This window comes from Nocardiopsis metallicus (genome assembly GCF_014201115.1).
Classification (GTDB): Bacteria; Actinomycetota; Actinomycetes; order Streptosporangiales; family Streptosporangiaceae; genus Nocardiopsis; species Nocardiopsis metallicus.
Window position 1 is genome coordinate 4,654,174 of the sequence record NZ_JACHDO010000001.1, and the last position, 22,858, is coordinate 4,677,031.

The following is a 22,858-nucleotide window of genomic DNA, read 5'->3' on the forward strand; positions in this document are numbered from 1 at the left end:
GGACTTCCCATGACTGAGTCAAGACGCCTCCTCGTCGTGAACGCGGTCGGGCTCACCCCCCGGCTCCTCGAACACGCACCGCGCCTGCGCGCCCTGGCCGACCGCGGCTGGCAGGCCGCGCTGGACACCGTCCTGCCCGCCGTCACCTGCACGGTGCAGTCCACCTTCCTGACCGGAACCGCCCCCGCCAGCCACGGCGCGGTCGCCAACGGCTGGTACTTCCGGGACCTGGGCGAGGTGTACCTGTGGCGCCAGCACAACCGCCTGGTCCGGGGTGAGAAGGTGTGGGAGACCGCCCGCCGCCACCGGCCGGGCTTCCGCACCGCCAACGTCTGCTGGTGGTACGCCATGGGCGCCACCACCGACTGGACGGTCACGCCGCGGCCGGTCTACCACGCGGACGGGCGCAAGTCCCCGGACTGCTACACCCGGCCGGTTTCCCTGCACGACGAACTCACCTCGGAGCTGGGCCCCTTCCCGCTGTTCCACTACTGGGGGCCGACCGCCTCGATCCGCTCCACCGAGTGGATCGTCGCCGCCACCCGCAAGCTCCTGCCGAAGGCCGACCTGACCCTCTGCTACGTACCGCACCTGGACTACGACCTCCAGCGCTTCGGCCCCGGCTCCGAGCAGGCCCGGCAGGCGGTGCGCGACCTGGACGCCGCGCTCGCACCGCTGCTCGACGACGCCGAGGCGGCCGGGACCGCCGTCATGGTGCTCAGCGAGTACGGCATCACCCCCGCCGAGAAGCCGGTGCACGTCAACCGGCTGCTGCGCGAGGCGGGCCTGCTGGAGGTCTACACCCAGGAGGGCATGGAGTACCTGGACCCCTGGGCCTCCCGGGCCTTCGCGGTCGCCGACCACCAGTGCGCCCACGTGTACGTCCGGGACCCCGCCGACCTGCCCGGGGTCACCGAACTCCTGCGCGGGCTGGACGGGGTGGAGCTGGTCCTGGACCGCGCGGCCCAGGCCGGGTACGGGCTCGACCACGAACGCTCCGGGGAGCTGGTCCTGTTCGCCGAACCCGGCGCCTGGTTCACCTACTACTACTGGCTGCGCGACGGATCCGCCCCCGACTTCGCTCGCGGCGTCGACATCCACCGCAAACCCGGTTACGACCCGGCCGAACTCTTCCTGGACCCCGCCGACCCGCTGGTCAAGGCGCGGGCGGCGGCCAACCTGGTCCGTAAGAAGGTCGGCCTGCGCTACACGATGAACGTCGTCCCCCTGGACCCGGGCTGTGTCCGGGGCACGCACGGGCGAGGGCACGAGTCCCCCGCGGACGGGCCCCTGCTGCTGTGCACCGACCCCTCCCTCGCCCGGGACCGTATCGCGGCCACCGAGGTCCGCGACCTCATGCTCGGCCTCGTCGGTGTGCCGGCACCGGCGGGGCCGACCCCGCTCTGAGCCGTCCGGCCCCGCACCGGACCGGCAGCCAACCGGCCACACCCCAACCCGACCACCACGGAGGTAGTCCGATGACCAGACCGGTCACTCTCTTCACCGGCCAGTGGGCCGACCTGCCCTTCGAGGAAGTGTGCGCGCTCGCCTCGTCCTGGGGCTATGACGGACTGGAGATCGCCTGTTGGGGCGACCATTTGGACGTCACCCGGGCCGCCGTGGACGACGCCTACGTCCAGGAGCGCCTGGACATCCTCAAACGCCACGGCCTCGGTGTGTGGGCCATCTCGAACCACCTCCTCGGCCAAGCGGTCTGCGACGACCCCATCGACCAGCGCCACCGGGACATCCTGCCGTCCCGGATCTGGGGCGACGGCGAACCGGAGGGGGTGCGCCGACGCGCCGCCGAGGAGATGAAGCTGACCGCCCGGGCCGCGGCGAAGCTGGGCGTGTCCACGGTGGTGGGCTTCACGGGTTCGGCGATCTGGAAGTACGTGGCGATGTTCCCGCCGGTGGGCGAGGACGTCATCAGGGCTGGCTACCAGGACTTCGCCGACCGCTGGAACCCGATCCTGGACGTGTTCGACGAGGTGGGCGTGCGGTTCGCGCACGAGGTGCACCCGTCCGAGATCGCCTACGACTACTGGTCGACCCAGGCCGCCCTGGAGGCCGTGGGCCACCGGGAGGCCTTCGGGCTGAACTGGGACCCCAGCCACATGGTGTGGCAGGACATCGACCCGGTCGGTTTCCTGTGGGACTTCCGGGACCGCATCTACCACGTGGACTGCAAGGACGCCCGCAAACGCGTGGGCAACGGCCGCAACGGGCGCCTGGGCTCCCACCTGCCCTGGGGCGACCCGCGCCGCGGCTGGGACTTCGTGTCCACCGGCCGCGGCGACGTGCCCTGGGAGGCGTGCTTCCGCGTGCTGAACTCGATCGGCTACGACGGGCCGATCTCCGTCGAGTGGGAGGACGCGGGCATGGACCGCCTCACCGGCGCCGCCGAGGCGGTCAGGTTCGTCCGGGCCAACGCCTTCGACCCGCCCGAGTCCTCCTTCGACTCGGCCTTCGGCTCCGGCTGACGCGCTGGCCTGGTGAACTGCTGCTTCTCGCCCGGCGCCACGCGGAGGCCCCCGTGGCGCCGGGCTCACATCATCGGGGCGATGACCACGCGGTAGCGGCCTCCGTCGGGGGTGTGCACGTCGTGGCGGAAGTCGTTGACGCGGTTGACCGAGCGCTGCACGGCGTCGCTCTCGAACGCGCTGGTGTCCACGGCCGGCAGGTGCTCGCGAAGGGCGAGCAGCGCCTCGTCCACGGACATGGCGGTGCCCCGGTGTTCCGTGGTGATGTGCTGGCCGTCGTCGGTGAGCCGACTGATCGCGATCCGGAACATGGCCGGTCTCCCTGCGCGGTGGGGGGTGGTCACCGGCAATCCTGCCCCTTGCCCCGCGGGCTCAGACCTCCAGGGTCTCCTCGATGCTCTTGAGGCGGTGCCGGGCCAGGGCCAGGTTGCCCCGGGTGCGGTCCAGGGCCAGGTAGAGGAAGAGCCCCTGCCCCTTGCGGCTGGTGAGCGGGCGGATGATGTGGTACTGCCCGGACAGGGTGATGAGGATGTCCTCGATCGCGTCGTTGAGGCCCAGCTGGTCCATGGTCCGCATCTTGGCCCGGACCACCTCGGTGTTCCCGGCGGCGGCGACGGTGAGGTCCAACGACTTGTTCGTGGAGAGCGTTCCGAGGGCCATCCCGCTGCTGTAGTCGACCACGGCGGCACCGGCCGCCCCGTCGATCTCCATCATTTCCTTGAGCCCGGCTTCGATGTTCGGCATGTCCTTCTCTTTTCTTTGGTTGAGCCGACGCAGCACTCTCCGGTCGGCGATCCAACGACGCAGTCCCGGAGCGCGGCGGCGCGGGGCGTTGCCACCGCTCACACGACCACCGTTCCGGTCCGGAACAGCCCCAGGGACAGGGAGCGCAGTGCGGTCAGGACGCGTTCCAGCACCGGGCGCTCCACCGTGACCAGGGCACGGGGCCGGACCTGACCGCCACGGCCCCGACGCGGCGGGCGGTCCTGTTCCCGGCGCGGGACCTCGGCGGTGTCGGCGAGGTTGCGCAGGCGGTGCAGGGCGAAGCCGAGGCTGCCCCGGTTCCGGTCCAGGCGCACCTGGACGCAGAACTCGGAGCCGCGCAGGACCGCGAAGAGCAGGTGGTGGTCGCCCTCGGTGACGACCACGTCCTCCACCACCTGGCTGGCGCAGAGCGGACCGCCGTGGATGGCCTGCAGGATCGCCGACGTGCCCGTGACCCGGTCGCTCTCATCACTGCCGACACAGTTCAGGACGCGGTTGTCGCGCCAGTCGACGAGGCAGACACTGCACACCCCGGGCGTCTGGAGCATCTCCCGCATCTGCTGGTCGATGGCGAGCACGGCGTTCCTTCCCTGATCCGGGTCTGCTGGGACCGGTCCGCTGGCGGATCGGAAAACGTCCTTCGGGGACAGCACGAGAATAGGACCGCGGGCTCGCGCGCGCAGGGTTTTCCGGCATTTATCGCGTCTTGGCTGGTTAATCAGCTGGGAGGCCGGAAAATGCGACAGGGGAATTTTCTACTGGATATGTGTATAGCGCACCAGAAAAGAAGAAAACAGCTCGGTGGCCCCGTCAGCGGCGTCTGCGTGATTTGACGCCCTTCGGGACTTCCGCCACCGGCCCGGAACGGCGGATCCCCGCCGGAAGGACGGCCCGGCGGGGCTCGGCGGATCTGCGGGGGCTCGCTGGAACTCAGAGCCAGGTGACCCTGGAGCTCTCCAGGTCGTAGCGGGCGGCCACGACCTTCAACCTTCCGTCCGCCACGAACTCACCCAGTTCGCCGTCCTCGCGGAGCCGCCGCGCGATGTGCCGGGCATTGGCCCGGACGCAGTCGTCGAGGAAGTCCTCGCCGTCGTCGGGGGTGGACTCCACCACCTCCAGGATCTCCGCGACCAGGCCGCCGACGTGGCCGTGCGGGAGCTCGCCGGTGCGGTGCGCCTGCACCGCCGCGTCGACCGCTCCGCAGCTCTGGTGGCCCATCACCACGATCAGGGGCGTGCGCAGGTGCTCGACCGCGTAGGTGAGGCTGCCGAGCACGGAACCGTCCAGGACCTGGCCCGCGGAGCGGATGGTGAAGAGGTCGCCCAGACCCCGGTCGAAGACCAGCTCCGGGGGCACCCGGGAGTCCGCGCAGCCCAGGACGACCGCGAAGGGCTCCTGGCCCTCGACCAGCTGGGCGCGGCGCGCCCTGCTCTCGTGGGGGTGCTGGGACACGTGGCGGTGCCAGCGTCTGTTGCCCTCCTTGAGCAGGCGCAGGGCCTCCTTGGCGTCGCCGGTGACGGCCCCGGCGGGGGCGGCTCCAGCCCAGGCGGAGGAGGGGAGGGTGGTGGCGACGGCTGCGCCGACACCGCCGAGGAGCGACGCCTTGAAGGCGCCGCGACGGGTGATGGCCATGGGGGCCTCTGTTTCCGTTTCACGAACAAAATGACTTTTGCTTGCAAAGCGGATAAAAGCTACTCCCGGCGCATCAGGGGAGACAAGGGAATTGACGCTTCCCTAACGCGCCGGGGCCGAAACGGGACACGGTTCCACACGGCCGTAACGGACTTCTCAGACGTGGCGGCGAGACTGCACGAAGTCGAAGCGGCCCGCCACGAAACGCGGGTCGGTCAGCGCGGAGGTCGCCGCGGGGTTGGCCCCCGAACCGTGGTAGTCGCTGAAGGCGGCCGACTGGTTGACGAACACCCCCTGGGTGAGGTTCGCGGACAGGTTCACCCCGGCCTCCAGGGCGGCCTGCTCCGCCCGCTCCAGCACGCCCTCGCGGGTGGAGTAGACCGCCGCGGTGATCGCTCCCTTCTCGGCGACGGTCTCGCCGAGAAGGCGCAGGGACTCCCCGGTGTCGGCCGTGGTGATCACGAAGGAGATCGGGCCGAAGTGCTCGCGCCCGTACACCTGCCGGTTCTCGGCGCCCAGCCAGATCAGGGCCGGGGTGCGCACGACGGCGTCGGGGAACTCCGGATGGACGGGCGACGTCGGGGCGAGCAGTAGTTCCCCCAGCCCCTCGGCCGCGTCCACCCGCTCCCGCACCCCGTCGTTGACCACGGCTCCGAGCACGCCCACGAGCCGCGCGGGATCGGCGGCCAGTTCGGCGACGGCGACGGCCAGGTCCGCGGCGAACTCGTCGGCGCCCTTGTGCCCCTCGTCGGTGTCCACACCTCCGGCCGGGACGTAGATGTTCTGCGGGGTGGTGCACATCTGGCCGCTGTACAGGGACAGGGAATGGGCGAGGTTGCCCAGCATCGGGCGGTAGGCGTCCGTGGAGTCCACCACCACCGTGTTGGTCCCGGCCTTCTCCGTGCTGACGAAGGCCTGCCGGGCGTTGTCCTCCAACCAGTCGCCGAACTCCGTGGAGCCGGTGAAGTCGACGATCCGCACCTCGGGGCGCAGGGCGAGATCGGCCGCGATGCGGTCCTCGGGGGCCTCGGCCGCCAACAGCACGGCGTCGGGGTCCATGCCCTGCTCGGTGAGCACTTCACGGGCGACCGCCACGGTGATCGCCAGCGGCAGTACCGCGCCCGGGTGGGGCTTGACGATCACGGTGTTGCCGGTGACCAGGTCCGCGAAGAGCGCGGGGTAGGAGTTCCAGGTCGGGAAGGTGTTGCAGCCGATGACCAGGCCGATCCCGCGGCCGCGCGCGGTGTAGCGCTTGGCCATCGTGACCGGGCCGCCGCGGCGCTGGGGTTTCTCCCACCGGGACTCGCCCGCGTAGCGCCCGATCAGGTCGTAGCCGTAGGCCACCGCCTCCAGCCCCCGGTCCTGGGCGTGCGGGCCGCCCGCCTGGAAGGCCATGACGAAGGACTGGCCGGTGGTGTGCTGGACGGCGTGCGCCATCTCGAAGCTGCGGCGGTTGAGCCGGTCGAGGATCTCCAGGCACACGCCCGCGCGCACCTCCAGGGACACGCGCCGCCAGGAGGCGAGGGCCCGGCCGGAGGCGGCGAGGAGGGCTTCGGCGTCGGCCCGCGGGTAGGTGACGTCGAGTGCCGGGCCGTAGGGAGAGCGTTCGGTGGCCACGCGGCCCCGGTCGCCGGGCCCGTCGAGCGGGAAGTCCTTGCCGAGCAGCGCCTCGAAGGCGGCCCTTCCTTCCGGGGCGGCCTCCTCACCGTAGACCGAGCGGCTCGGCGACTCCGGGTAGGCGCTGTGGTGGTGCCGCCCGCGGATCGCCGCGACGGCGGCGTCAAGGGTTCCTCGGTGTCGTTCGAGCAGGTCCGGGTGGTGTGTCGGCACGGCTTACGCCCTCTCTCAGCTGATGGTCCGGGCTCTATAGTGCGTTACTAACCGACCGTTCGTTAAGTTAGCAAGTCCTCGTGGGAGGAAGGACACGGCCGGTCGGCCGCCTCCCGCACGTCCGTCCCCGTCACAAGGTAGATTCGACAACCGTGTCCCGATCTTCCGCAACCGAACCAGCCTCCTCGCGCCAGACCGGTCGGCGCCGCTCCGGCCGACCGGGGCACGACGCCGACTCCGTGCTCCGCGTGGCCGCGCGCGTGTTCAACGAACGCGGCTACGACGGCACGAGCATGGAGGACCTGGCCCGCGCCCTGGGCGTGACCAAGTCCGCGATCTACCACCACGTCACCGGCAAGACCGAACTGCTGCGCCAGTCCCTGGACCTGGCCATGGACGCCCTGTTCGAGGTCACCCGCGAGGAGGGCGCCGTCACCGGACCCGCCATCGCGCGGCTCGAACACGTGATGCGCGGCAGTGTCCGGGTGCTGGTGGAGGAGCTGCCGCACGTCACCCTGCTGTTGCGGGTACGCGGCAACACCGAGGTGGAGAAGCACGCCCTGGAGCGCCGACGCCAGTTCGACCACCTCATCGCCGACCTGGTCCGCGCCGGTGTCGTGGACGGCGACATCCGCAGCGACGTCGACCCCGCGGTCGCCTCACGCCTGCTCTTCGGCATGGTCAACTCGATCGTGGAGTGGTACAAGCCGGACCGCGGCATGGCCGCCGAGGAGCTCGCCGACTCCCTGTGCCGGATCGCCTTCGAGGGCCTGCGCAGCCACCGGGACTGAGCGCCCGGGCTCGCCTGTGCCCAGCATCACCCGTCGCCCCCCGGACACCGAAAGCTCCTACCAGGCGGTAGCTCTCACCTCTGACCTCCGCCACCAGCCCCCGGAGCAGGTTCTTGGCGAGCCAAAGGCCGAAATAAAGGTCCTAAAGTAGATTCATCCCTCCTTTCCTCTCTGCTTTTCCGTGCCTTTTTCGCCTCCCGCACACTTTCTCCCCGGAGCCCTCGCCATGATCGACCATTTCGCATACGGCTGGTGGACACCCTCCATCGCCTATGTCCTCTCCGTGACCGGTTCGTTCATCGGACTGCGGTTCGCGCTGCTCTCCAGGGATGCCGCCGGGGCCGGGCGCTGGCTGTGGCTTACCCTGAGCGCGGCCTGCCTGGGCGGCACGGCCATCTGGTCCATGCACTTCGTCGCCATGATGGGCTTTCGTGTCCAGGGCGCGCCGATCCGCTACGACACCACGCTGACCGTTCTCAGCGGCCTGCTGGCGATCGGCGTGATGTTCGTGGCGCTCACCCTGGCCACGACGCGGCCGAGCAAGCCGTGGATCATCAGCGGCGGGCTGATCGCGGGGGCCGGCGTGGTGGGTATGCACTACATGGGCATGGCCTCGATGAACGTCCACGGCCACCTGCACCACGACCCCGTCTACGTGGGCGCGGCGTGCGTGATCGCGGTGAGCGCGGCCACGACGGCGCTCTGGTTCGCCCTGAACGTGCGCCGCGCCTCCTACTCCCTGCTCGCCGCCCTCCTGATGGGCATCGCCGTCTCGGCCATGCACTACACCGGGATGTTCGGCATGAGCTTCACCCCCGCCGAGCACGTCCCGCTCACCCCGCCGCCCGGCGCGAACACCTCGGACCTGCTGCTGCCGCTGATCACCGGGCTGTTCGTCTTCCTGATGGTCTGCAGCCTGTTCCTGTTGCTGAACGCGGGCGAGGACAACAAGTCCCGTCACCGCGACAGAAACAACGTCGGCTGACAACCCCGCGACCGCATATTGGCCACATCAGGCCACTGAGGTTTTCTCAGCGAAATGATCTCTGCGGAGCAGGGTGATTTTCGGATCCCCGCCGGGCCGGACGAGTGGCACCTGGATGCGAGCAGACGTAAAGCCCCTGGTAGGACAGGTCTCACCACAAGATCATGTCCGTAACCACCAGAGGCTTCACGTTGGTCACCTATTCTGCCACCCTCGACGTCCCACGCCACATCGTCGAGTTCCTCGCCCGACACCTGGCCGCCCACCGCCGAAGCATCGCCACTCCGAAGGGCTCACGGGCACTCGGGCCGTTCCGCCAAGCGGTGCTGGTGCTGCGCTGGTTCCGTGAGCGCGGCTGTGTGCACTGCCTGGCCCGTGACGCCGGAATCTCCCAGGCCACCAGCTACCGCTACCTACACGAAGGCATCGACGTCCTCGCCGGCCAGGCCCCCGACCTGCACGAAGTCTTGGCCAATTGCCACAACGAAGGGATAGCGCGCGTAGTCTTGGACGGCACGCTGATCGCCTCCGACCGCCTCGCGGGCGTCCGCGAGAACGGCAACGACCTGTGGTTCAGCCAAAAACACAAGGCCTTCGGCGGCAACATCCAGTTCCTATCCGCACCGGACGGCACCCCGCTGTGGGTCTCCGCAGTCGAGCCCGGATCCACCCCCGACATCACCGCCGCCCGCCTCCACGCCCTGCCCGCCCTGTACAAGGCAGCGGCCGAGGGCCTGCCCACCCTGGCTGACAAGGGCTACCAAGGCGCCGGTATCGGCGTGCACACCCCCATCAAGCGCCCTACGGGCCAGGGCGAAGGGGCTCTGCACGTGGACACACGGATGTATAACGCGCTGTTGCGGCACGTGCGTGCGCTCGGTGAGCGCACCGCCGCCGAACTCAAGGAGCGCTGGCGGACGCTGAAGTACGTCACGCTTAGCCCGAGCCGGATCGGAGACATCGCCCGTGCGGCTCTTGTCCTCAACAGGCAGTGGAAATGATCTTCGCTGAGAAAACCTCACGTGCGCCACGAGGCGCTGTTCAAACACATATCCGAGTGGAGGTGAAAGCAACTCCGCCGCCTTCTCGTCGTAGCGAGAAGGTGAAGCAAGGGGCAGTCTGAAGCGGAGATCGCCGCCAAGGACGGGAAGCAGCCCTGACAATGCCTGGATGGCCCAGTACTACCGGATGGGTCATGCCGCGGTTAGCGAGATGGGACGGTATACGAAAGGAACCGGTGCCATAAAACCCCCTAATTTTTCGCCAGCTCTAACCCGGTGGATCCGGGCTGGAAAGCAGTGCGCATCCACCAACGGAGAGGACCATAGTTCTCTCTCGTGGTGGAAAACTCCCGAGCCGGTATGTGAGATCTGGCAGGGAGGCCCTGGTGAAGGTCTACGGCGTAACCAGGGCGATACTGCGGGGGTAAAGCCGGGTACCTCGCCCGTCGATCGGAGAACAGCGAACGTGGGAACCACCGGTCCTCACTCCCTTCCCTTCTCGATGCCATCGAGAAAGGAAAGGATAGGTGCGATGCTCACCGAAGAAGGCCAGTGGGGCGGAGACGCCGTAGTAGTCCGAGACCGGGAAAGCCGGTCACATGGCGAAGGGCGGCAGCGATTCCAAGGAGAACACAGGTGAATGCAAGATCCGAAGACGCACCGGTGAACACCGGAGCTTCGATCGTATGGCCGGATTCCGATACCGCCTACTTTCGGGTACGGAAGATGCAGACCAAACTCCATCAATGGGCGAAGGAGGATTCTTCACGCAGGTTCGATGACGTATTCAACCTGGTCTATGATCCGGCGTTCCTGGTCGATGCGTTCGAACGCACCGCCCGGAACAAAGGTGCCAGGACAGCAGGAGTCGACGGGGTCACCGTGCACATGGTCCGATCCCGTATCGGAAGGGATGCGTTCCTCCAACAGGTGCGCGACCTGCTCAAAAGCGGGGAATTCCGACCCAGTGAAGTACGTCGGGTGGCGATCCCCAAAGCGGGCGGGAAGCTGCGCAAGCTGGGGATCCCCACCGTGATCGACAGAGTGGTTCAGGCATCACTGAAAGCGGTGCTGGAACCGGTCTTCGAGGCGGACTTCCTTCCCTGCTCCTATGGTTTTCGGCCCAACCGGCGCGCTCAGGACGCGATCGCCGAGATCCACAGCCTCGCCTCACCGGTGAAGAACCACCACTGGGTTCTGGAAGCCGACATCAAAGCGTGCTTCGACGAGATCGATCACACCTCTTTGATGGATAGGGTGAGAGGACGGGTCAAGGACAAGCGGACCAACGCGCTGGTGAAATCGTTCTTGAAATCCGGCGTGATGACACAGTCCGGGAATCGAGAGGAGACCATCACCGGGACGCCGCAAGGCGGAATCCTGTCACCGTTGCTGGCCAACATCGCGTTGTCAGCACTGGACGAATACATCGCAGCGCAATGGGAAACCAGTGCATACCGTAGACGTGTTCGTCGCCAGAAGGGAATCGGTAACTGGAAACTGGTTCGTTACGCTGATGACTTCGTCATCATGGTGCAAGGGAGCCGTGACCGGGCCGAGGTCTTGAAAGAAGAGGTGAGCCAGGTACTGACCCCGTTAGGGCTGCGCTTGGCCGAGGAGAAAACCGGGGTTGTCCATATCGACCAGGGGTTCGATTTCCTCGGGTTTCATATTCGCCGCAGGGTGAAGAGAGGGACCCGACGTCGGTACGTCTACACCATCCCGTCTAAGAAATCCGTTCAGGCGATCAAGGACGGGGTGCGGCGGGCAACGAACAGACCCACCCGGAACACGGCCACCGAACGCAAGATCGCGGAGGTGGACACGATGGTTCGGGGGTGGGCGAACTACTTCCGTCATGGTGTGTCCAAGAAGATGTTCTCCACTGTGGATTCCTTTTCCTGGTGGAGGTTGTCTTCTTGGATCCGCCGCAAGCACTCCAATATTGGTCTGCGTGAGTTGAGGCGGCGGTTCACCGATCGTGGGTGGCGGCTCGCCTATCAGGGATCTGTTTTCCGTGGCGCATCCAACGTCACGGTGTCCCGGTATCGGTTCAGGGGGTATTCGATTCCCACCCCGTGGACCACACGACCTGCAACCTGTTGAGGAACCGTGGAGAGCCCGTTGCGTTGAAAGGCGCACGGCGGGTTCGGAGGGCGGGCCGTGGAAACCTGTCGTGAGTGATCACGGTAAGGCGCCACGGTCCGACCCTACTGAAGAAGCGAATGCTCCCCTAGCGCCGAATTAACGACATCTCTACGCTCCATGAACAGAAGCCACAATTGTGACTTGCATCATGGAAAGCAGAGAACAGGGAACGTGTCCGATCTCCTCCCCCAAGGCTGGATGACGCCCGCGACCGCCTACATCATCTCGGCGGTCGGTTCCTTCCTGGGGCTTGCCTTCGCCTCCAGAGCCCGTCGGGCGACGGGTTTCTTCCGCTGGCAGTGGCTGGGCCTCGCAGCACTCTCGATCGGCGGGATAGCCATCTGGGCGATGCACTTCGTCGCCATGTTCGGTTACTCCGTCACCGGCTCCCCCCTGCGCTACGACGTCCTCCTCACCGTGATCAGCGGTGCCCTACCGATCATGGTCGTCCTGATCGCCCTCCACCTGGTGCTGCGGCGGCCCACCACGGGCCGCCTCCTGGCCAGCGGCACCCTGGTCGGTGTCGGCGTCATCGCCATGCACTACACGGGTGTGGCCGCCATGAACATCCACGGGAGCACGCACCACGACCCCGCCTACGTGGCGCTCTCGTGCGTGATCGCCGTGGCCGCCGCCACCACCGCGCTGTGGTTCGCCCGCAACCTCCAGCACCTGGGCGGCATCGCCCTGGCCGCGGTGGTCATGGCGACCGCGGTCACCGCGATGCACTACACCGGCATGGCCGGGCTCCACGTCACTCCGGCCGACTTCAACCCCATCGGCGCACCCGACGGAGCCAAGGCGCGCGACCTGCTGCTGCCCGTGATCATCGGGCTGTTCGTCTTCCTTCTGATCTGCAGCCTCTTCCTGCTGCTGGGCGGCGAGGACGAGTACGAGCGCAGGGACTACACCCGTCCCTCCCACCGGGCGGCGGAGCACACCGTACAGAGCACCGACGCCTCCTACCGGCCCCGGCACGGGGCACCGGAGGCACCCGTCCCACGGCAACAGTCCCGGCCCGGGGACGACGTGTGGACCAGGCGCCGCTGAGGGCCGGGGAGCCCGGCACGGCGACCCGGGTCATCGGGTTCGGCACCACCGTGGACACCGGGTTCGACTTCCCGGACCGGCTCCAGGAGCTGGACACCCGCAGGGGCGACGAGTCCGAGTGCGCCCCCGGCTGGGCGGACCGGACCCGGCTGTGCACCGTCACCACCGTGCCCGAGGCCATGGCGTGTTTCGGGGACTCCGGCGGGCCGCAGGTCCGACAGGGCCGGGACGGCCAGGACGGCCGTGGGGAGCTGATCGGCGTCACCTCCGGACCCGGCGCCCCGGACGTGCCGTGCTCGCAGGGCCCCGGCCTCTACACCGGTGCGCCCGCTTACGCCGACTGGATCATCGAGACCATGCGGACCAACTCCGCCGCGACCGATGACTCCGACTCCGCCGATGAGTCCGACTCCACCGGGGCAGACGGCTCCGCCGGGGCAGACCCGGACGACGACGTCGACGCGGTCGCCGCTGTGGTCGCCGTGCTGGCCGTCGCCGGTGGCACCGCCTTCGCGGTGCACCGCGTCAGGGCCCGACGCGCGGCCTGAGCGAAACGGCCCGCCCCGGCGGGGAGCCTCCCGCCGGAAGCTCCCCCGTCGGATCCGGGGAACCCTCGAAAAACCATTGGCACCGACCACGGGCCCTGTCCTAGGGTCGGTGCGTGCCGTGCGGTCCGCGCCGGCCGCTGACGAGAGGAGCAAGCCATGGCCTGCACCACGCCTGGTTCCCACACCCGTCTTCCCGTCGTCAGCGAGCCGTAGGTCGCGTTCGACCCGCCCCAGGCACCGGCTCGCGCTCTACCGAAAGAGCACAGTGAGTCAGCACAGCACCACCAGCATGCCCGAGAACACCTTCGGCCACCCGCTCAGCGGGCTCGGCTGGAACCCCCGTGTCGAGACGGCCTTCGACGCCGCCGCCCGGCACTCGACACACGTCCTGCTCCCCGCACGGGTCACCGAGGCCCGCCGGGGAGCCGTGGGCATCCGTCTCCCCCAGCACGAGACCGCCTCACTCGCCCCGGCCGTCCGCAAAGCCGCGGAGGCCGATCCCGCCACCGCTCCGACCAGCGGGGACTGGGTGGCCGTCCGCCGCTCCGGCGACACCTGGCTGGTCGAGGCCGTCCTGGAGCGCTCGGGCACCCTCGTCCGCCAGGGCGTGGCCAAGGACTCCCACGATCAGGTCCTGGCCGCCAACATCGACGCGGTCCTGATCTGCGAGGCCGCCGACCAGGGGCCCAACGTGGGTCGTCTGGAGCGCTTCCTCACCCTCGCCTGGACCAGCGGGGCCACCCCGGTCGTCGCGATCACCAAGGCCGAACTCGCCGGTGAGCGCCTGCCCGAGGTGGTCGAACTGGTCGAGTCCGCCACCACCGGCGCCGACGTGCACACCGTCAGCGCGCACACCGGTCTGGGTCTGGAGGAACTGGCCGCACGGCTGCGGCCCGGCGCCACCTGGGTGCTGCTCGGCACTTCGGGCGCCGGAAAGTCGAGCCTGCTCAACGCCCTGGCCGGGAAGACGGTCATGCAGACCGGCGCGATCCGCGAGGACCGGCGGGGGAGGCACACCACCACCCATCGGCAGCTGATCCCGATGCCCGGGGGCGCGCTGTTCCTGGACATCCCCGGGGTGCGCCGCATCGACGTGCCCGGGGACGAGAGCGGGGTGGACCGCACCTTCGCCGACATCAACGCACTGGCCGAGCGGTGCCGGTTCCGGGACTGCGCGCACGGCGACGAGCCGGGGTGCGCGGTCAACGCGGCGGTGGACGAGGGCGAGCTGGACACCCGGCGTCTGGAGCGCTGGTACAAGCTGCGCCGCGAGGCCGAGTGGAACCGGTCCCGCGGCGACGCCCGGCTCCGCGCCGAACGCCGCAAGGAATGGAAGAAGAACGACCGCCACGGCCGCGAGGCGGCCCGCCGCAAACGCGGCTACTGACGGGCCGCCCCCACCCCTCATCCCCGGTGATCTTGCTACCAGGAGCGAGTTCGGCGCCGAACTCGCTCCTGGTAGCAAGATCATCTTGGGGGGAGGGGTCGCCCCTGCCTCTCAGAACCCGAAGGCCCTGCGGGCGTTGTCCGCGACGATCCCGGCGAGCTCGTCCTCGCCCATGCCCTTGGTCTCGGCCAGCACGCGCAGCGTGAGCGGGATCAGGTACGGGGCGTTGGGGCGGCCCCGGTAGGGCTTGGGGGTGAGGAAGGGAGCGTCGGTCTCCACCAGCACCAGCTCGGGCGGGGCCACCTTGGCCGCCTCGCGCAGGGGTTCGGCGCTGGCGAAGGTCACGTTGCCCGCGAAGCTCATGAAGTAGCCGTGCTCGGCGCACACCCGGGCCATGTCGGCGTCACCGGAGAAGCAGTGGAAGACCACCCGCTCCGGAGCGCCCTCCTCGGCCAGGATCCGCAGCACGTCCTCGTGGGCCTCGCGGTCGTGGATCATGAGGGCCTTGCCGTGCTTCTTGGCGATGGCGATGTGGCGGCGGAAGGACTCCTCCTGCGCACGCGCGCCCTCGGGCCCGGTGCGGAAGGTGTCCATCCCGGTCTCACCGACCGCCACCACCCGCGGCAGGGCGGCCAGCGCGTCGATCTCGGCGAGCTGTGCCTCCAGGGCCTCGATCCCGCCGGCCGGGCGGGCCTTCTCCGTCCAGTCGGTCTCGTCGGCCTCCACGCCCTCGGCGCCGTCGCCGTGCACCACCCGCGGAGCCTCGTTCGGGTGCAGCGCCACCGCGGCCCACACCTTGCCGGGGTGGGCCTCGGCGACCTGCGCCGCCCAGCGCGAGGAGGGCAGGTCGACCCCCACCTGCACGAGCGGGGTCACCCCCACGGCCTCGGCGGCGGCGATGATCTCCTCGACCTCGGGTGTCTGCATGTCCATGTGGGTGTGGCTGTCGGCCACAGAGACCCGCAGGCCCTCAGGTGCCGGAGGCGGCGTCTGCGCGTTGCGCTCCTTGACCGCCTTGCCACTGCGCTTACCCATGCCCTGCCCCCGTTGTCGTGCTGCTCCGCCGTGGTGATTCTAGGCGGCACGGCGTCCCGGATCGGTCGGGCAACCGATCCGCCGGGCGGGGCGCCCGGAACAGAGGCGGGCCCGGGAGGAGTCTCCCGGGACCCGCTTCGACCTTGGTGCTGCTCTACTCGCTCTCGCCGGCCAGACGGGCCAGTTCCTCATCGACCACGGACGGGTCGAGCTTGGTGAAGAGCGGGGTCGGGCGGCTCAGCGGGGTGCCCGGGACGATCGGGACCGACTCCCAGCGGGCGTGGTTGTCGGCGTAGTCACCGGTGATGACCGGGTAGTCCACCTTCTCCTCGGAGCCGCCGATGGTGTCGTGGCCGGACTCGATGCGGGGCATACCGGTCCAGGTCCCGGTGCCGCCGAGCATCGCGTACACCTTGTTGGCCGACTCCGGCAGGAACGGCGTCAGCAGGGTGTTGGCGTCGCTGACCAGCTGCAGGGACACGTGCAGGACGGTCGCCATGCGCTCCGGGTCGGTCTTCTTGAGCGCCCACGGAGCCTGGTCGGAGATGTACTTGTTGGCCTCGGCGACGGTGCGCATGGCTTCCTGGAGGCCCGCCTTGAACTGCGACTTCTCCAGGCGGGCGCCGACCGTGGCGAAGGCCTCCCGGGAGGCGTCCATGACCTTGCGGTCCTCGTCGGTCAACTCGCCCGCGGCGGGGATCTCGCCGAGGTTCTTGGCCGCCATGGAGATGGAGCGGTTGACCAGGTTGCCCCAGGCCGCCACCAGCTCGTCGTTGTTGCGCCGGACGAACTCGGCCCAGGTGAAGTCGGTGTCCTGGTTCTCCGGGCCCGCCGCCATGATGTAGTAGCGCAGCGCGTCCGCGGAGTAGCGCTCCAGGAAGTCGCGCACGTAGATCACCACGCGGCGCGAGGAGGAGAACTTCTGTCCCTCCATGGTGAGGAACTCGCTGGAGACCACCTCGGTGGGCACGTTCAGCTCGCCCAGCGGACCGGCCTCGCCGCCCCCGTTGCCCTTGCCGCTCGCCCCGAGCAGGATCGAGGGCCAGATGACCGAGTGGAAGACGATGTTGTCCTTGCCCATGAAGTAGAAGGACTCGGTCGCGTCCCCCTGCCACCAGCGGCGCCAGGCCTCGGGTTCGCCGACGCGCTTGGCCCACTCGATGGACGCGGACAGGTAGCCGATCACCGCGTCGAACCACACGTAGACGCGCTTGGCTTCGTTGTCGCTCCACCCCTCCAGCGGGATGGGCACGCCCCAGTTGAGGTCACGGGTGACGGCGCGCGGCTGGAGGTCCTCCACCAGGTTCAGCGAGAACTTGAGGACGTTGGGCCGCCACTCCCCCTCCTTGCCCTTGAGCCACTCGGTGAGGACCTCGGCGAAGGCGGGCAGGTCGAGCATGAAGTGCTCGGTGTCCACGAACTCCGGGGTCTCGCCGTTGATCCGGGAGCGGGGCGAGATCAGGTCGATGGGGTCGAGCTGGTTACCGCAGTTGTCGCACTGGTCGCCGCGCGCGCCGTCGAAACCGCAGATCGGGCAGGTGCCCTCGATGTAGCGGTCGGGCAGCGTACGGCCGGTGGACGGGGACCGCGCGCCCTGGGTGGTGCGCGTGAAGACGTAGCCGTTGTCGTAGAGCGTGGTGAACAGCTGCTGGACGACGGAGTAGTGGTTGCCGGTCGTGGTGCGGGTGAACAGGTCGTAGGAAAGACCGAGCGCGACCAGGTCCTCGGCGATGATCCGGTTGTAGCGGTCGGCCAGCTCCCGGGCGGTGACGCCCTCCTGGTCGGCCAGCACCTGGATCGGGGTGCCGTGTTCGTCGGTGCCGCTGACCATCAGCACGTTGTTCCCCGACATTCGCTGGAAACGCGAGAAGACGTCCGAGGGGACTCCGAAACCGGAGACGTGGCCGATGTGGCGCGGGCCGTTGGTGTAGGGCCAGGCGACCGCGGTCAGGATGTGGCGATTCGACGACATGACTCAAGACTAAAGGTGGCCCGGGGTGTCCGAGCACCAAAGGGCTGCGTGGACCGGCCCGCGGGTCGGTCCGCGGAATCGCCCGTTCTCCGGGTTGTCCACAGGGACGACCGCGCGATTCCCCCGGACCGGTGCGTACCCGTATGCTCTGCAACATGAGGCCGTGTGTCACCGGGGCACCGGCCGGAGTCAGCAGGACCCTTCTACCCGGCCCTGAGGCGGTGGTCACCACGGTTACCCGTGCCGTACCCCGCCCTGCCCTGCGGACCAGCTCGCTGATCACCAGCGTGGTCCTGCTGGTCATCCTGTCCTTCCCGGTGGCCGCCGGCCTCTCCGGGGAGAGGGACACCGTGGCCCTGCCCTCGCACGGCGGCGTCACCGTCCCCGCTGACGCGTCCGCGCACAGCGGGTCGGCCGCCCACGACGGCGCCGCCGCGAACAGCTCCGACGACGGCCGCGACACCGCAGCCCACGAGGCGACGGAGGAAGCGCGCCCCTACCTCGGATCCCAGACGGTCGCCCTCGGGCCGCCCGCCTCCACCTGCGACCAGCGCTCGGTGCTGCGGGACCTGCCCGACGCCGTTCCCACGTGCGCGCTGCGCCTGGCGGTGTGGGACCAACCCTGGTGGCCGCTGCACCTCCCGCACCACGACCCCGTTCCCGAACGGGCCGACGCGGAGGGGCTGCCGCCCACCCGGGCACCACCTCTCACCGCGCACACCATCGTCTGACCACCCCGGTAGGCCGCCTCCCCGCACCCCGAAGGTGCCGGGACCGGCATCACGCACCCCCCTGCCCTGAGCATCCGGGCACGCGACCGGTACCCACCATCCGCAGTGAGAGGTTCACCCCTTGTCCAGTCAAACGGGAGCCGGGGCGCGCTGGACACGCGCGCTCATCTCCCTTCTCGTCATTCTCGTCGCGTTCGGCGCGGCGTGGTTCATCCCACCGCGGCTGGGGCTCGACCTCAGCGGCGGCACGCAGATCGTCCTGGAGACCCAGGACGGCACCGACGGCACCGAGGCCAACTCGGAGAACACCGACAAGGTCGTCGAGGTGCTGCGCCAGCGCATCGACCGCCTCGGTGTGGCCGAGGCGACCATGTCGCGTTCCGGTGAGAACCGGATCATCGTCGAGCTCCCGGGCGTGCAGGACCCGGCGGAGGCCGCGCAGATCGTCGGCCAGACCGCCCAGCTGTCCTTCCACCCCGTGCTCGGTGTCGGCGACCCGGGCGGCCAGGGCGTGCAGGCCCCCGACTTCGCCAACCCGCCCGCGGACGAGGCCCGTGCTCCCGCCGACGGTGAGGACGGCGCCCCCGCCGAGGGCGAGGGCCAGCTCTCCCCGGACGAGCTGGACATGGAGGCGCTCCTCGAAGGCATGGACGGCGACCAGGGGATGCCCCAGGCACCCGGCGGAGCCCCGGCGGAGAACCCCGCCGACGTCGCGATGACGCTGCCCGACGACGAGGGCCAGATGCTCCAGCTGGGCGAGGCCGCCATCCAGGGCGACCGCGTCTCCAGCGCCGACGCCGCGCTCGACAGCGTCAACCGCGCCTCCTGGGTCGTCAACGTCAGCTTCCGAGGCGAGGGCCGCGAGCAGTGGCGCCAGCTGACCGGCGAGGCCGCCTGCAACCCGATCGGTGACCCCAAGCGCCGTGTGGCGATCGTTCTGGACGGCCAGATCATCTCCTCCCCGCAGGTGACCGAGGAGACCGGCTGCGAGTCCGGTATGGCCGGCGGCCAGACCACCATCAGCGGCGCGAACTTCACCAGCGAGAGCGCCAACGAGCTCGCCGTCCTGATCGAGGGCGGCTCGCTGCCGCTGCCGGTCACCGAGGTGCAGCGCCAGACGGTCGGCCCGACCCTGGGTGCCGCCGCCATCCAGGCCAGCGCCATCGCCGCGGTCCTGGGTATCGCCTTCACCGCCCTGTACATCACGCTGGTGTACCGGCTCGTGGGCTTCCTGGCCTCGATCGCGCTGGCCTTCTACACCCTGATCGCCTACGGTGCGCTGGTCGCTCTGGGGGCCACACTCACCTTGCCGGGTCTGGCCGGTTTCGTGTTGGCGATCGGTATGGCCATCGACGCGAACGTGCTGATCTTCGAACGCGCGCGTGAGGAGTATCAGCGACAACAGAAGACGTACGAGGCGAACAAGTCCGCCGGGATGCAGGACGCCACCGACGCCGAGGCCGCCAGGTCCGAGACGGGCGCGCTGGCCCGCCGTCGCCGCCGTGCGATTCCGCCGAGCCTGGAGAAGGGCTTCGTCCAGGGAACGCAGAAGGCCTGGAGCGCGGTCCTCGACACCAACGTCACCACGTTCATCGCCGCCGGTCTGCTGTTCTTCTTCGCCTCCGGCACCGTGCAGGGCTTCGGCGTCACGCTGAGCATCGGTACCGTCGCCTCGATGATCTCCGCGCTGATCATCGCGCGCGTGCTGGTCGAGTGGGCCGTGCGCCGCGCGGTCATCAAGAAGCACCCCGCCATCACGGGTATCGGCAAGATCGGCCGGGTCCGCGCCTGGCTGGTGAAGAAGAACCCGCAGCTCATGGACTACCGCCGCGTCGGCCTCGCCGTCGCCGCGCTGGTGGTGCTCACCGCCATCGCCGCCCCGTTCGTCCGGGACACCAACCTGGGCGTGGAGTTCACCGGCGGACGGGTCCTGGAGTACGAGATCACCGGCGACGAGCCCATCTCGGTGGACGAGGCTCGCTCGGTCATCTCCGGCCTGGACTTCGCGGGCTCGGACACGGCGGTGGTGCAGGAGGCCGGTGACGGCGACATCTCCGTGCGTACCGGCAACATCTCCGATCCGGAGGCCTCGGCCGTGGCCAACGCCCTGGACGAAGCGACCGGCGGTGTGGAGCTGGTCAGCGACGAGCTGATCGGCCCGAGCATGGGTGACGAGCTGCGCAACAAGGCCCTGATCGCCCTCGGCGCGGCACTGGCCCTGCAGATGGTCTACCTGGCCTGGCGTTTCCGCTGGTCCTTCGGTGTATCCACGATGCTGTCGCTGGCCTTCAACATGGTGCTGGTCATCGGCCTGTTCATCTGGCTGGGCAAGCCCATCGACGGTGTCTTCCTCGCCGCGATCCTGAGCGTCATCGGCTTCACGGTCAACGACACGGTGGTGGTATTCGACAGGGTCCGGGACGAGTGGGCGAGGGACGACAAGTCCTCGTTCAAGGAAATCGCCAACCGGGCCGTGGTCAACACCCTGCCGCGTACGGTCAACACGACCGTCGGGGCGTTGATCATCCTGGGCTTCCTGACCTTCTTCGGCGGTTCATCGCTCCAGGACTTCTCCATCGCGATGCTGGTCGGTCTGACCACCGGTGTGGTCTCCACGGTGTTCGTCGCGGTTCCGCTGGCGATCTGGCTGCAGAAGTGGGACAAGACGCCCGCTCCGCACGTGCTCAAGGAGCGCAAGGCCAAGCAGAAGGTGGCCGCCAAGGCCGCCCGCGACAACGACGACGGGGCCGTGGTCTAGACACCGCGTCCCTCAGAGCGAGACGGGGAGGGCCCCGGTCCGCGCACCACGCGGACCGGGGCCCTCCCCTCTCGGCGGAGCTCCTGCGGTTCAGCCGCTCTGGACCGGTGTCGGAGCGCCCTCCGAAGCCTGGACGAGGACGAAGCCCTGACCCTCCAGGGACAGCTGGAAGGCCTCACCGCTACCGCGCCCGATGAGGGCGCCCGCTTTGAAGGACCGGCGGATACCGGTCTGCAGCGAGCTCGACCAGGCGACGGCGGCGTCGGTGTCCACGAAGGTGGGCTGGTCGACGTTGAGCAGGACGGGGGTTCCGTGACAGGCGATCGCCAGCCGCCCCCGCCCGGTGAAAACGGTGTTGAACACCCCTCCCGCGGTCATCCCCGCGCCCTGCACCCGGCGGATGTCCCACTCCAGGGCCGACTCGAAGGCCAGCACGTTCTCTCCGCTGACGGTGATGGACTCCCCCTCCAGGTCGACCAGGTGCACGTCCCAGGCGTCCCGGGCCAGGAACACGTCCCCCTGCCCGGACACGCGCATCAGGGGCAGGCCCTCCCCCGTGAAGGCCTTCTTGAAGAACTTCCCCACACCGCCCGCGCCCTGGTAGGAGAAATCGATGTTCCCCTGGTAGGCGACCATGGAACCCTGCCGGGCGAAGAACTCGCCGTTCAGGCCCACTCTCAGCATCTTGTGGTTCTGCAGGTGCATGCCCGGCTGCTGGGTTTCCCGGGCCTGCTGGAAGAGTTCGCTGCGCGTGGGGAGATCCTCGTTCCTGTCGCGGGTTGTTACCAGGTTCGACGCCCTGGCTGCCGAAAGGTTCCGTCGCAGATCCCCACTCGGCCTCCACGGCGACTACTCGGCTTCGGCCTCCACGACCCCGTGCACGAGGTCGTAGACACGGCGTTTGGGCACCCCGGTCTCCTTGGCGATCCGGACGATGGCCTCCTTGCGGCGCACGCCCTCCTCCTCCAGTTCGGCCACCGCGGCCACCAGGTCGGCGTCGCTGGTGCGCTCCGCCCTGGGGCGGGCACCTTCCACGACCACCGAGATCTCACCGCGCACCCCCTCCGCGGCCCATGCGGCCAACTCGCCCAGACCGCCCCGGCGCACCTCCTCGTAGGTCTTGGTGAGCTCGCGGCACACCGCCGCCCGGCGGTCCGCGCCGAAGGCGGCGGCCATCGCCTCCAGGGTGGCGGCGATCCGGTGCGGGCTCTCGAAGAAGACCATCGTGCGGCGCTCGTCGGCGAGCTCGTCCAGATACCCCTTCAGGCCCTTGCGCGGCGGGAAGCCCTCGAAGCAGAATCGGTCCGTGGGCAGTCCGGACACCACCAGGGCGGTGGTCACCGCCGAAGGCCCCGGGATCGCGGTGACGGGGATCCCCTCGTTCGCGCAGGCCGCCGCCAGGCGGTAGCCGGGATCGGACACCCCGGGCATCCCGGCGTCGGTGACGACCAGGACCTCCTCGCCCCTCCTGAGGTCGCTCAGGAGCTCCTCACCCCGGCGGGTCTCGTTCTGGTCGTAGTAAGAAACAATCCGGGCCCCGGACTCCCCGCCCAACCGGATGCCCGAACGCGAGGCGAACTGCTTCAACCGGCGGGTGTCCTCCGCGGCGATCACGCGCGCGCCCTCCAGGGCGTGCAGCAGCCGGGGCGGCGCGTCCTCCTGGTTCCCGATGGGCAACCCGGCCAGGACCAGCCTCCCGCCCCGCTGCGTCCCATCCACAACCTCAACCACTGTGATCCCCG

The 22,858-nt window shown here is 69.2% G+C and carries 20 protein-coding genes; 11 read left to right on the forward strand and 9 right to left on the reverse strand.

Annotation, left to right across the window (positions count from 1 at the left end; all coding sequences use genetic code 11):
• Positions 1-9 precede the first annotated feature (9 nt).
• Both HNR07_RS20230 and HNR07_RS20235 read left to right on the forward strand, forming a co-directional pair.
• Positions 10-1,407, forward strand: a complete 1,398-nt coding sequence (locus HNR07_RS20230; protein ID WP_184366341.1) for an alkaline phosphatase family protein — start codon at positions 10-12, stop codon at positions 1,405-1,407.
• 71 nt (positions 1,408-1,478) lie between these two features.
• The gene (locus HNR07_RS20235; protein ID WP_184366342.1) at positions 1,479-2,483 is read left to right on the forward strand and encodes a sugar phosphate isomerase/epimerase family protein; all 1,005 of its coding nucleotides are present in this window, start codon (positions 1,479-1,481) and stop codon (positions 2,481-2,483) included.
• 65 nt (positions 2,484-2,548) lie between these two features.
• Here the strand turns inward: HNR07_RS20235 and HNR07_RS20240 are convergent, their stop codons facing one another.
• The 5 genes from HNR07_RS20240 to paaN form a co-directional block, all read right to left on the reverse strand.
• Positions 2,549-2,794, reverse strand: coding sequence for a hypothetical protein (locus tag HNR07_RS20240; RefSeq protein WP_184366343.1), 246 nt, complete (start codon positions 2,792-2,794; stop codon positions 2,549-2,551).
• Positions 2,795-2,855: 61 nt separating this feature from the next.
• Positions 2,856-3,227 (reverse strand): hypothetical protein, encoded by a 372-nt coding sequence (locus tag HNR07_RS20245; RefSeq protein ID WP_184366344.1) that lies wholly within the window; start codon positions 3,225-3,227, stop codon positions 2,856-2,858.
• Between the two features lie 98 nt (positions 3,228-3,325).
• Positions 3,326-3,826 carry a hypothetical protein gene (locus tag HNR07_RS20250; protein ID WP_184366345.1) on the reverse strand — a complete coding sequence of 167 codons (501 nt, stop codon included), beginning with the start codon at positions 3,824-3,826 and terminating at the stop codon, positions 3,326-3,328.
• A gap of 352 nt (positions 3,827-4,178) precedes the next feature.
• The gene (locus HNR07_RS20255; protein ID WP_184366346.1) at positions 4,179-4,880 is read right to left on the reverse strand and encodes a carbonic anhydrase; all 702 of its coding nucleotides are present in this window, start codon (positions 4,878-4,880) and stop codon (positions 4,179-4,181) included.
• A gap of 156 nt (positions 4,881-5,036) precedes the next feature.
• Complete coding sequence (paaN, locus tag HNR07_RS20260) at positions 5,037-6,710, reverse strand: phenylacetic acid degradation protein PaaN (RefSeq protein ID WP_184366347.1); 1,674 nt, start codon at positions 6,708-6,710, stop codon at positions 5,037-5,039.
• Between the two features lie 248 nt (positions 6,711-6,958).
• Here paaN and HNR07_RS20265 point away from each other — a divergent pair, with 248 nt between their 5' ends.
• From HNR07_RS20265 to rsgA, 7 genes are all read left to right on the forward strand, one after another.
• On the forward strand, positions 6,959-7,501 hold the full coding sequence (locus HNR07_RS20265) for a TetR/AcrR family transcriptional regulator (RefSeq protein ID WP_184372372.1): 543 nt from the start codon (positions 6,959-6,961) through the stop codon (positions 7,499-7,501).
• Between the two features lie 226 nt (positions 7,502-7,727).
• Positions 7,728-8,486: an MHYT domain-containing protein gene (locus HNR07_RS20270; protein WP_184366348.1), complete on the forward strand. Its 759-nt coding sequence runs from the start codon at positions 7,728-7,730 to the stop codon at positions 8,484-8,486.
• 191 nt (positions 8,487-8,677) lie between these two features.
• Positions 8,678-9,487 (forward strand): transposase family protein, encoded by an 810-nt coding sequence (locus HNR07_RS20275; RefSeq protein WP_184371353.1) that lies wholly within the window; start codon positions 8,678-8,680, stop codon positions 9,485-9,487.
• A gap of 636 nt (positions 9,488-10,123) precedes the next feature.
• A complete protein-coding gene (ltrA, locus tag HNR07_RS20280; protein WP_221318691.1) occupies positions 10,124-11,593 on the forward strand; it encodes a group II intron reverse transcriptase/maturase in 1,470 nt (489 codons plus the stop codon).
• A 213-nt stretch (positions 11,594-11,806) separates the two neighbouring features.
• Positions 11,807-12,685 (forward strand): MHYT domain-containing protein, encoded by an 879-nt coding sequence (locus HNR07_RS20285; protein ID WP_312893914.1) that lies wholly within the window; start codon positions 11,807-11,809, stop codon positions 12,683-12,685.
• The gene (locus HNR07_RS20290; protein ID WP_184366349.1) at positions 12,667-13,233 is read left to right on the forward strand and encodes a trypsin-like serine protease; all 567 of its coding nucleotides are present in this window, start codon (positions 12,667-12,669) and stop codon (positions 13,231-13,233) included. Before HNR07_RS20285 ends, HNR07_RS20290 begins: the two co-directional genes overlap by 19 nt.
• A gap of 289 nt (positions 13,234-13,522) precedes the next feature.
• Complete coding sequence (gene rsgA, locus HNR07_RS20295; protein WP_184372377.1) at positions 13,523-14,620, forward strand: ribosome small subunit-dependent GTPase A; 1,098 nt, start codon at positions 13,523-13,525, stop codon at positions 14,618-14,620.
• Positions 14,621-14,731: 111 nt separating this feature from the next.
• Here rsgA and HNR07_RS20300 read toward each other — a convergent pair whose 3' ends face one another.
• Together HNR07_RS20300 and metG are read right to left on the reverse strand one after the other, a co-directional pair.
• Complete coding sequence (locus tag HNR07_RS20300; protein WP_184366350.1) at positions 14,732-15,655, reverse strand: TatD family hydrolase; 924 nt, start codon at positions 15,653-15,655, stop codon at positions 14,732-14,734.
• A gap of 154 nt (positions 15,656-15,809) precedes the next feature.
• Entirely contained in the window at positions 15,810-17,627 is a 1,818-nt protein-coding gene (gene metG / locus HNR07_RS20305) for a methionine--tRNA ligase (protein ID WP_184366351.1), read from the reverse strand.
• Positions 17,628-17,914: 287 nt separating this feature from the next.
• On the opposite strand from metG, the gene HNR07_RS20310 reads away from it, so the two are divergent.
• Together HNR07_RS20310 and secD are read left to right on the forward strand one after the other, a co-directional pair.
• Positions 17,915-18,358 (forward strand): hypothetical protein, encoded by a 444-nt coding sequence (locus tag HNR07_RS20310; protein ID WP_376769978.1) that lies wholly within the window; start codon positions 17,915-17,917, stop codon positions 18,356-18,358.
• A gap of 121 nt (positions 18,359-18,479) precedes the next feature.
• Positions 18,480-21,116 (forward strand): protein translocase subunit SecD, encoded by a 2,637-nt coding sequence (gene secD / locus HNR07_RS20315; protein WP_184366352.1) that lies wholly within the window; start codon positions 18,480-18,482, stop codon positions 21,114-21,116.
• Positions 21,117-21,206: 90 nt separating this feature from the next.
• Here secD and HNR07_RS20320 read toward each other — a convergent pair whose 3' ends face one another.
• Positions 21,207-21,821 carry an AIM24 family protein gene (locus tag HNR07_RS20320; RefSeq protein WP_184366353.1) on the reverse strand — a complete coding sequence of 205 codons (615 nt, stop codon included), beginning with the start codon at positions 21,819-21,821 and terminating at the stop codon, positions 21,207-21,209.
• A 144-nt stretch (positions 21,822-21,965) separates the two neighbouring features.
• Entirely contained in the window at positions 21,966-22,847 is an 882-nt protein-coding gene (gene rsmI, locus HNR07_RS20325) for a 16S rRNA (cytidine(1402)-2'-O)-methyltransferase (protein ID WP_184366354.1), read from the reverse strand.
• Positions 22,848-22,858: the final 11 nt, after the last annotated feature.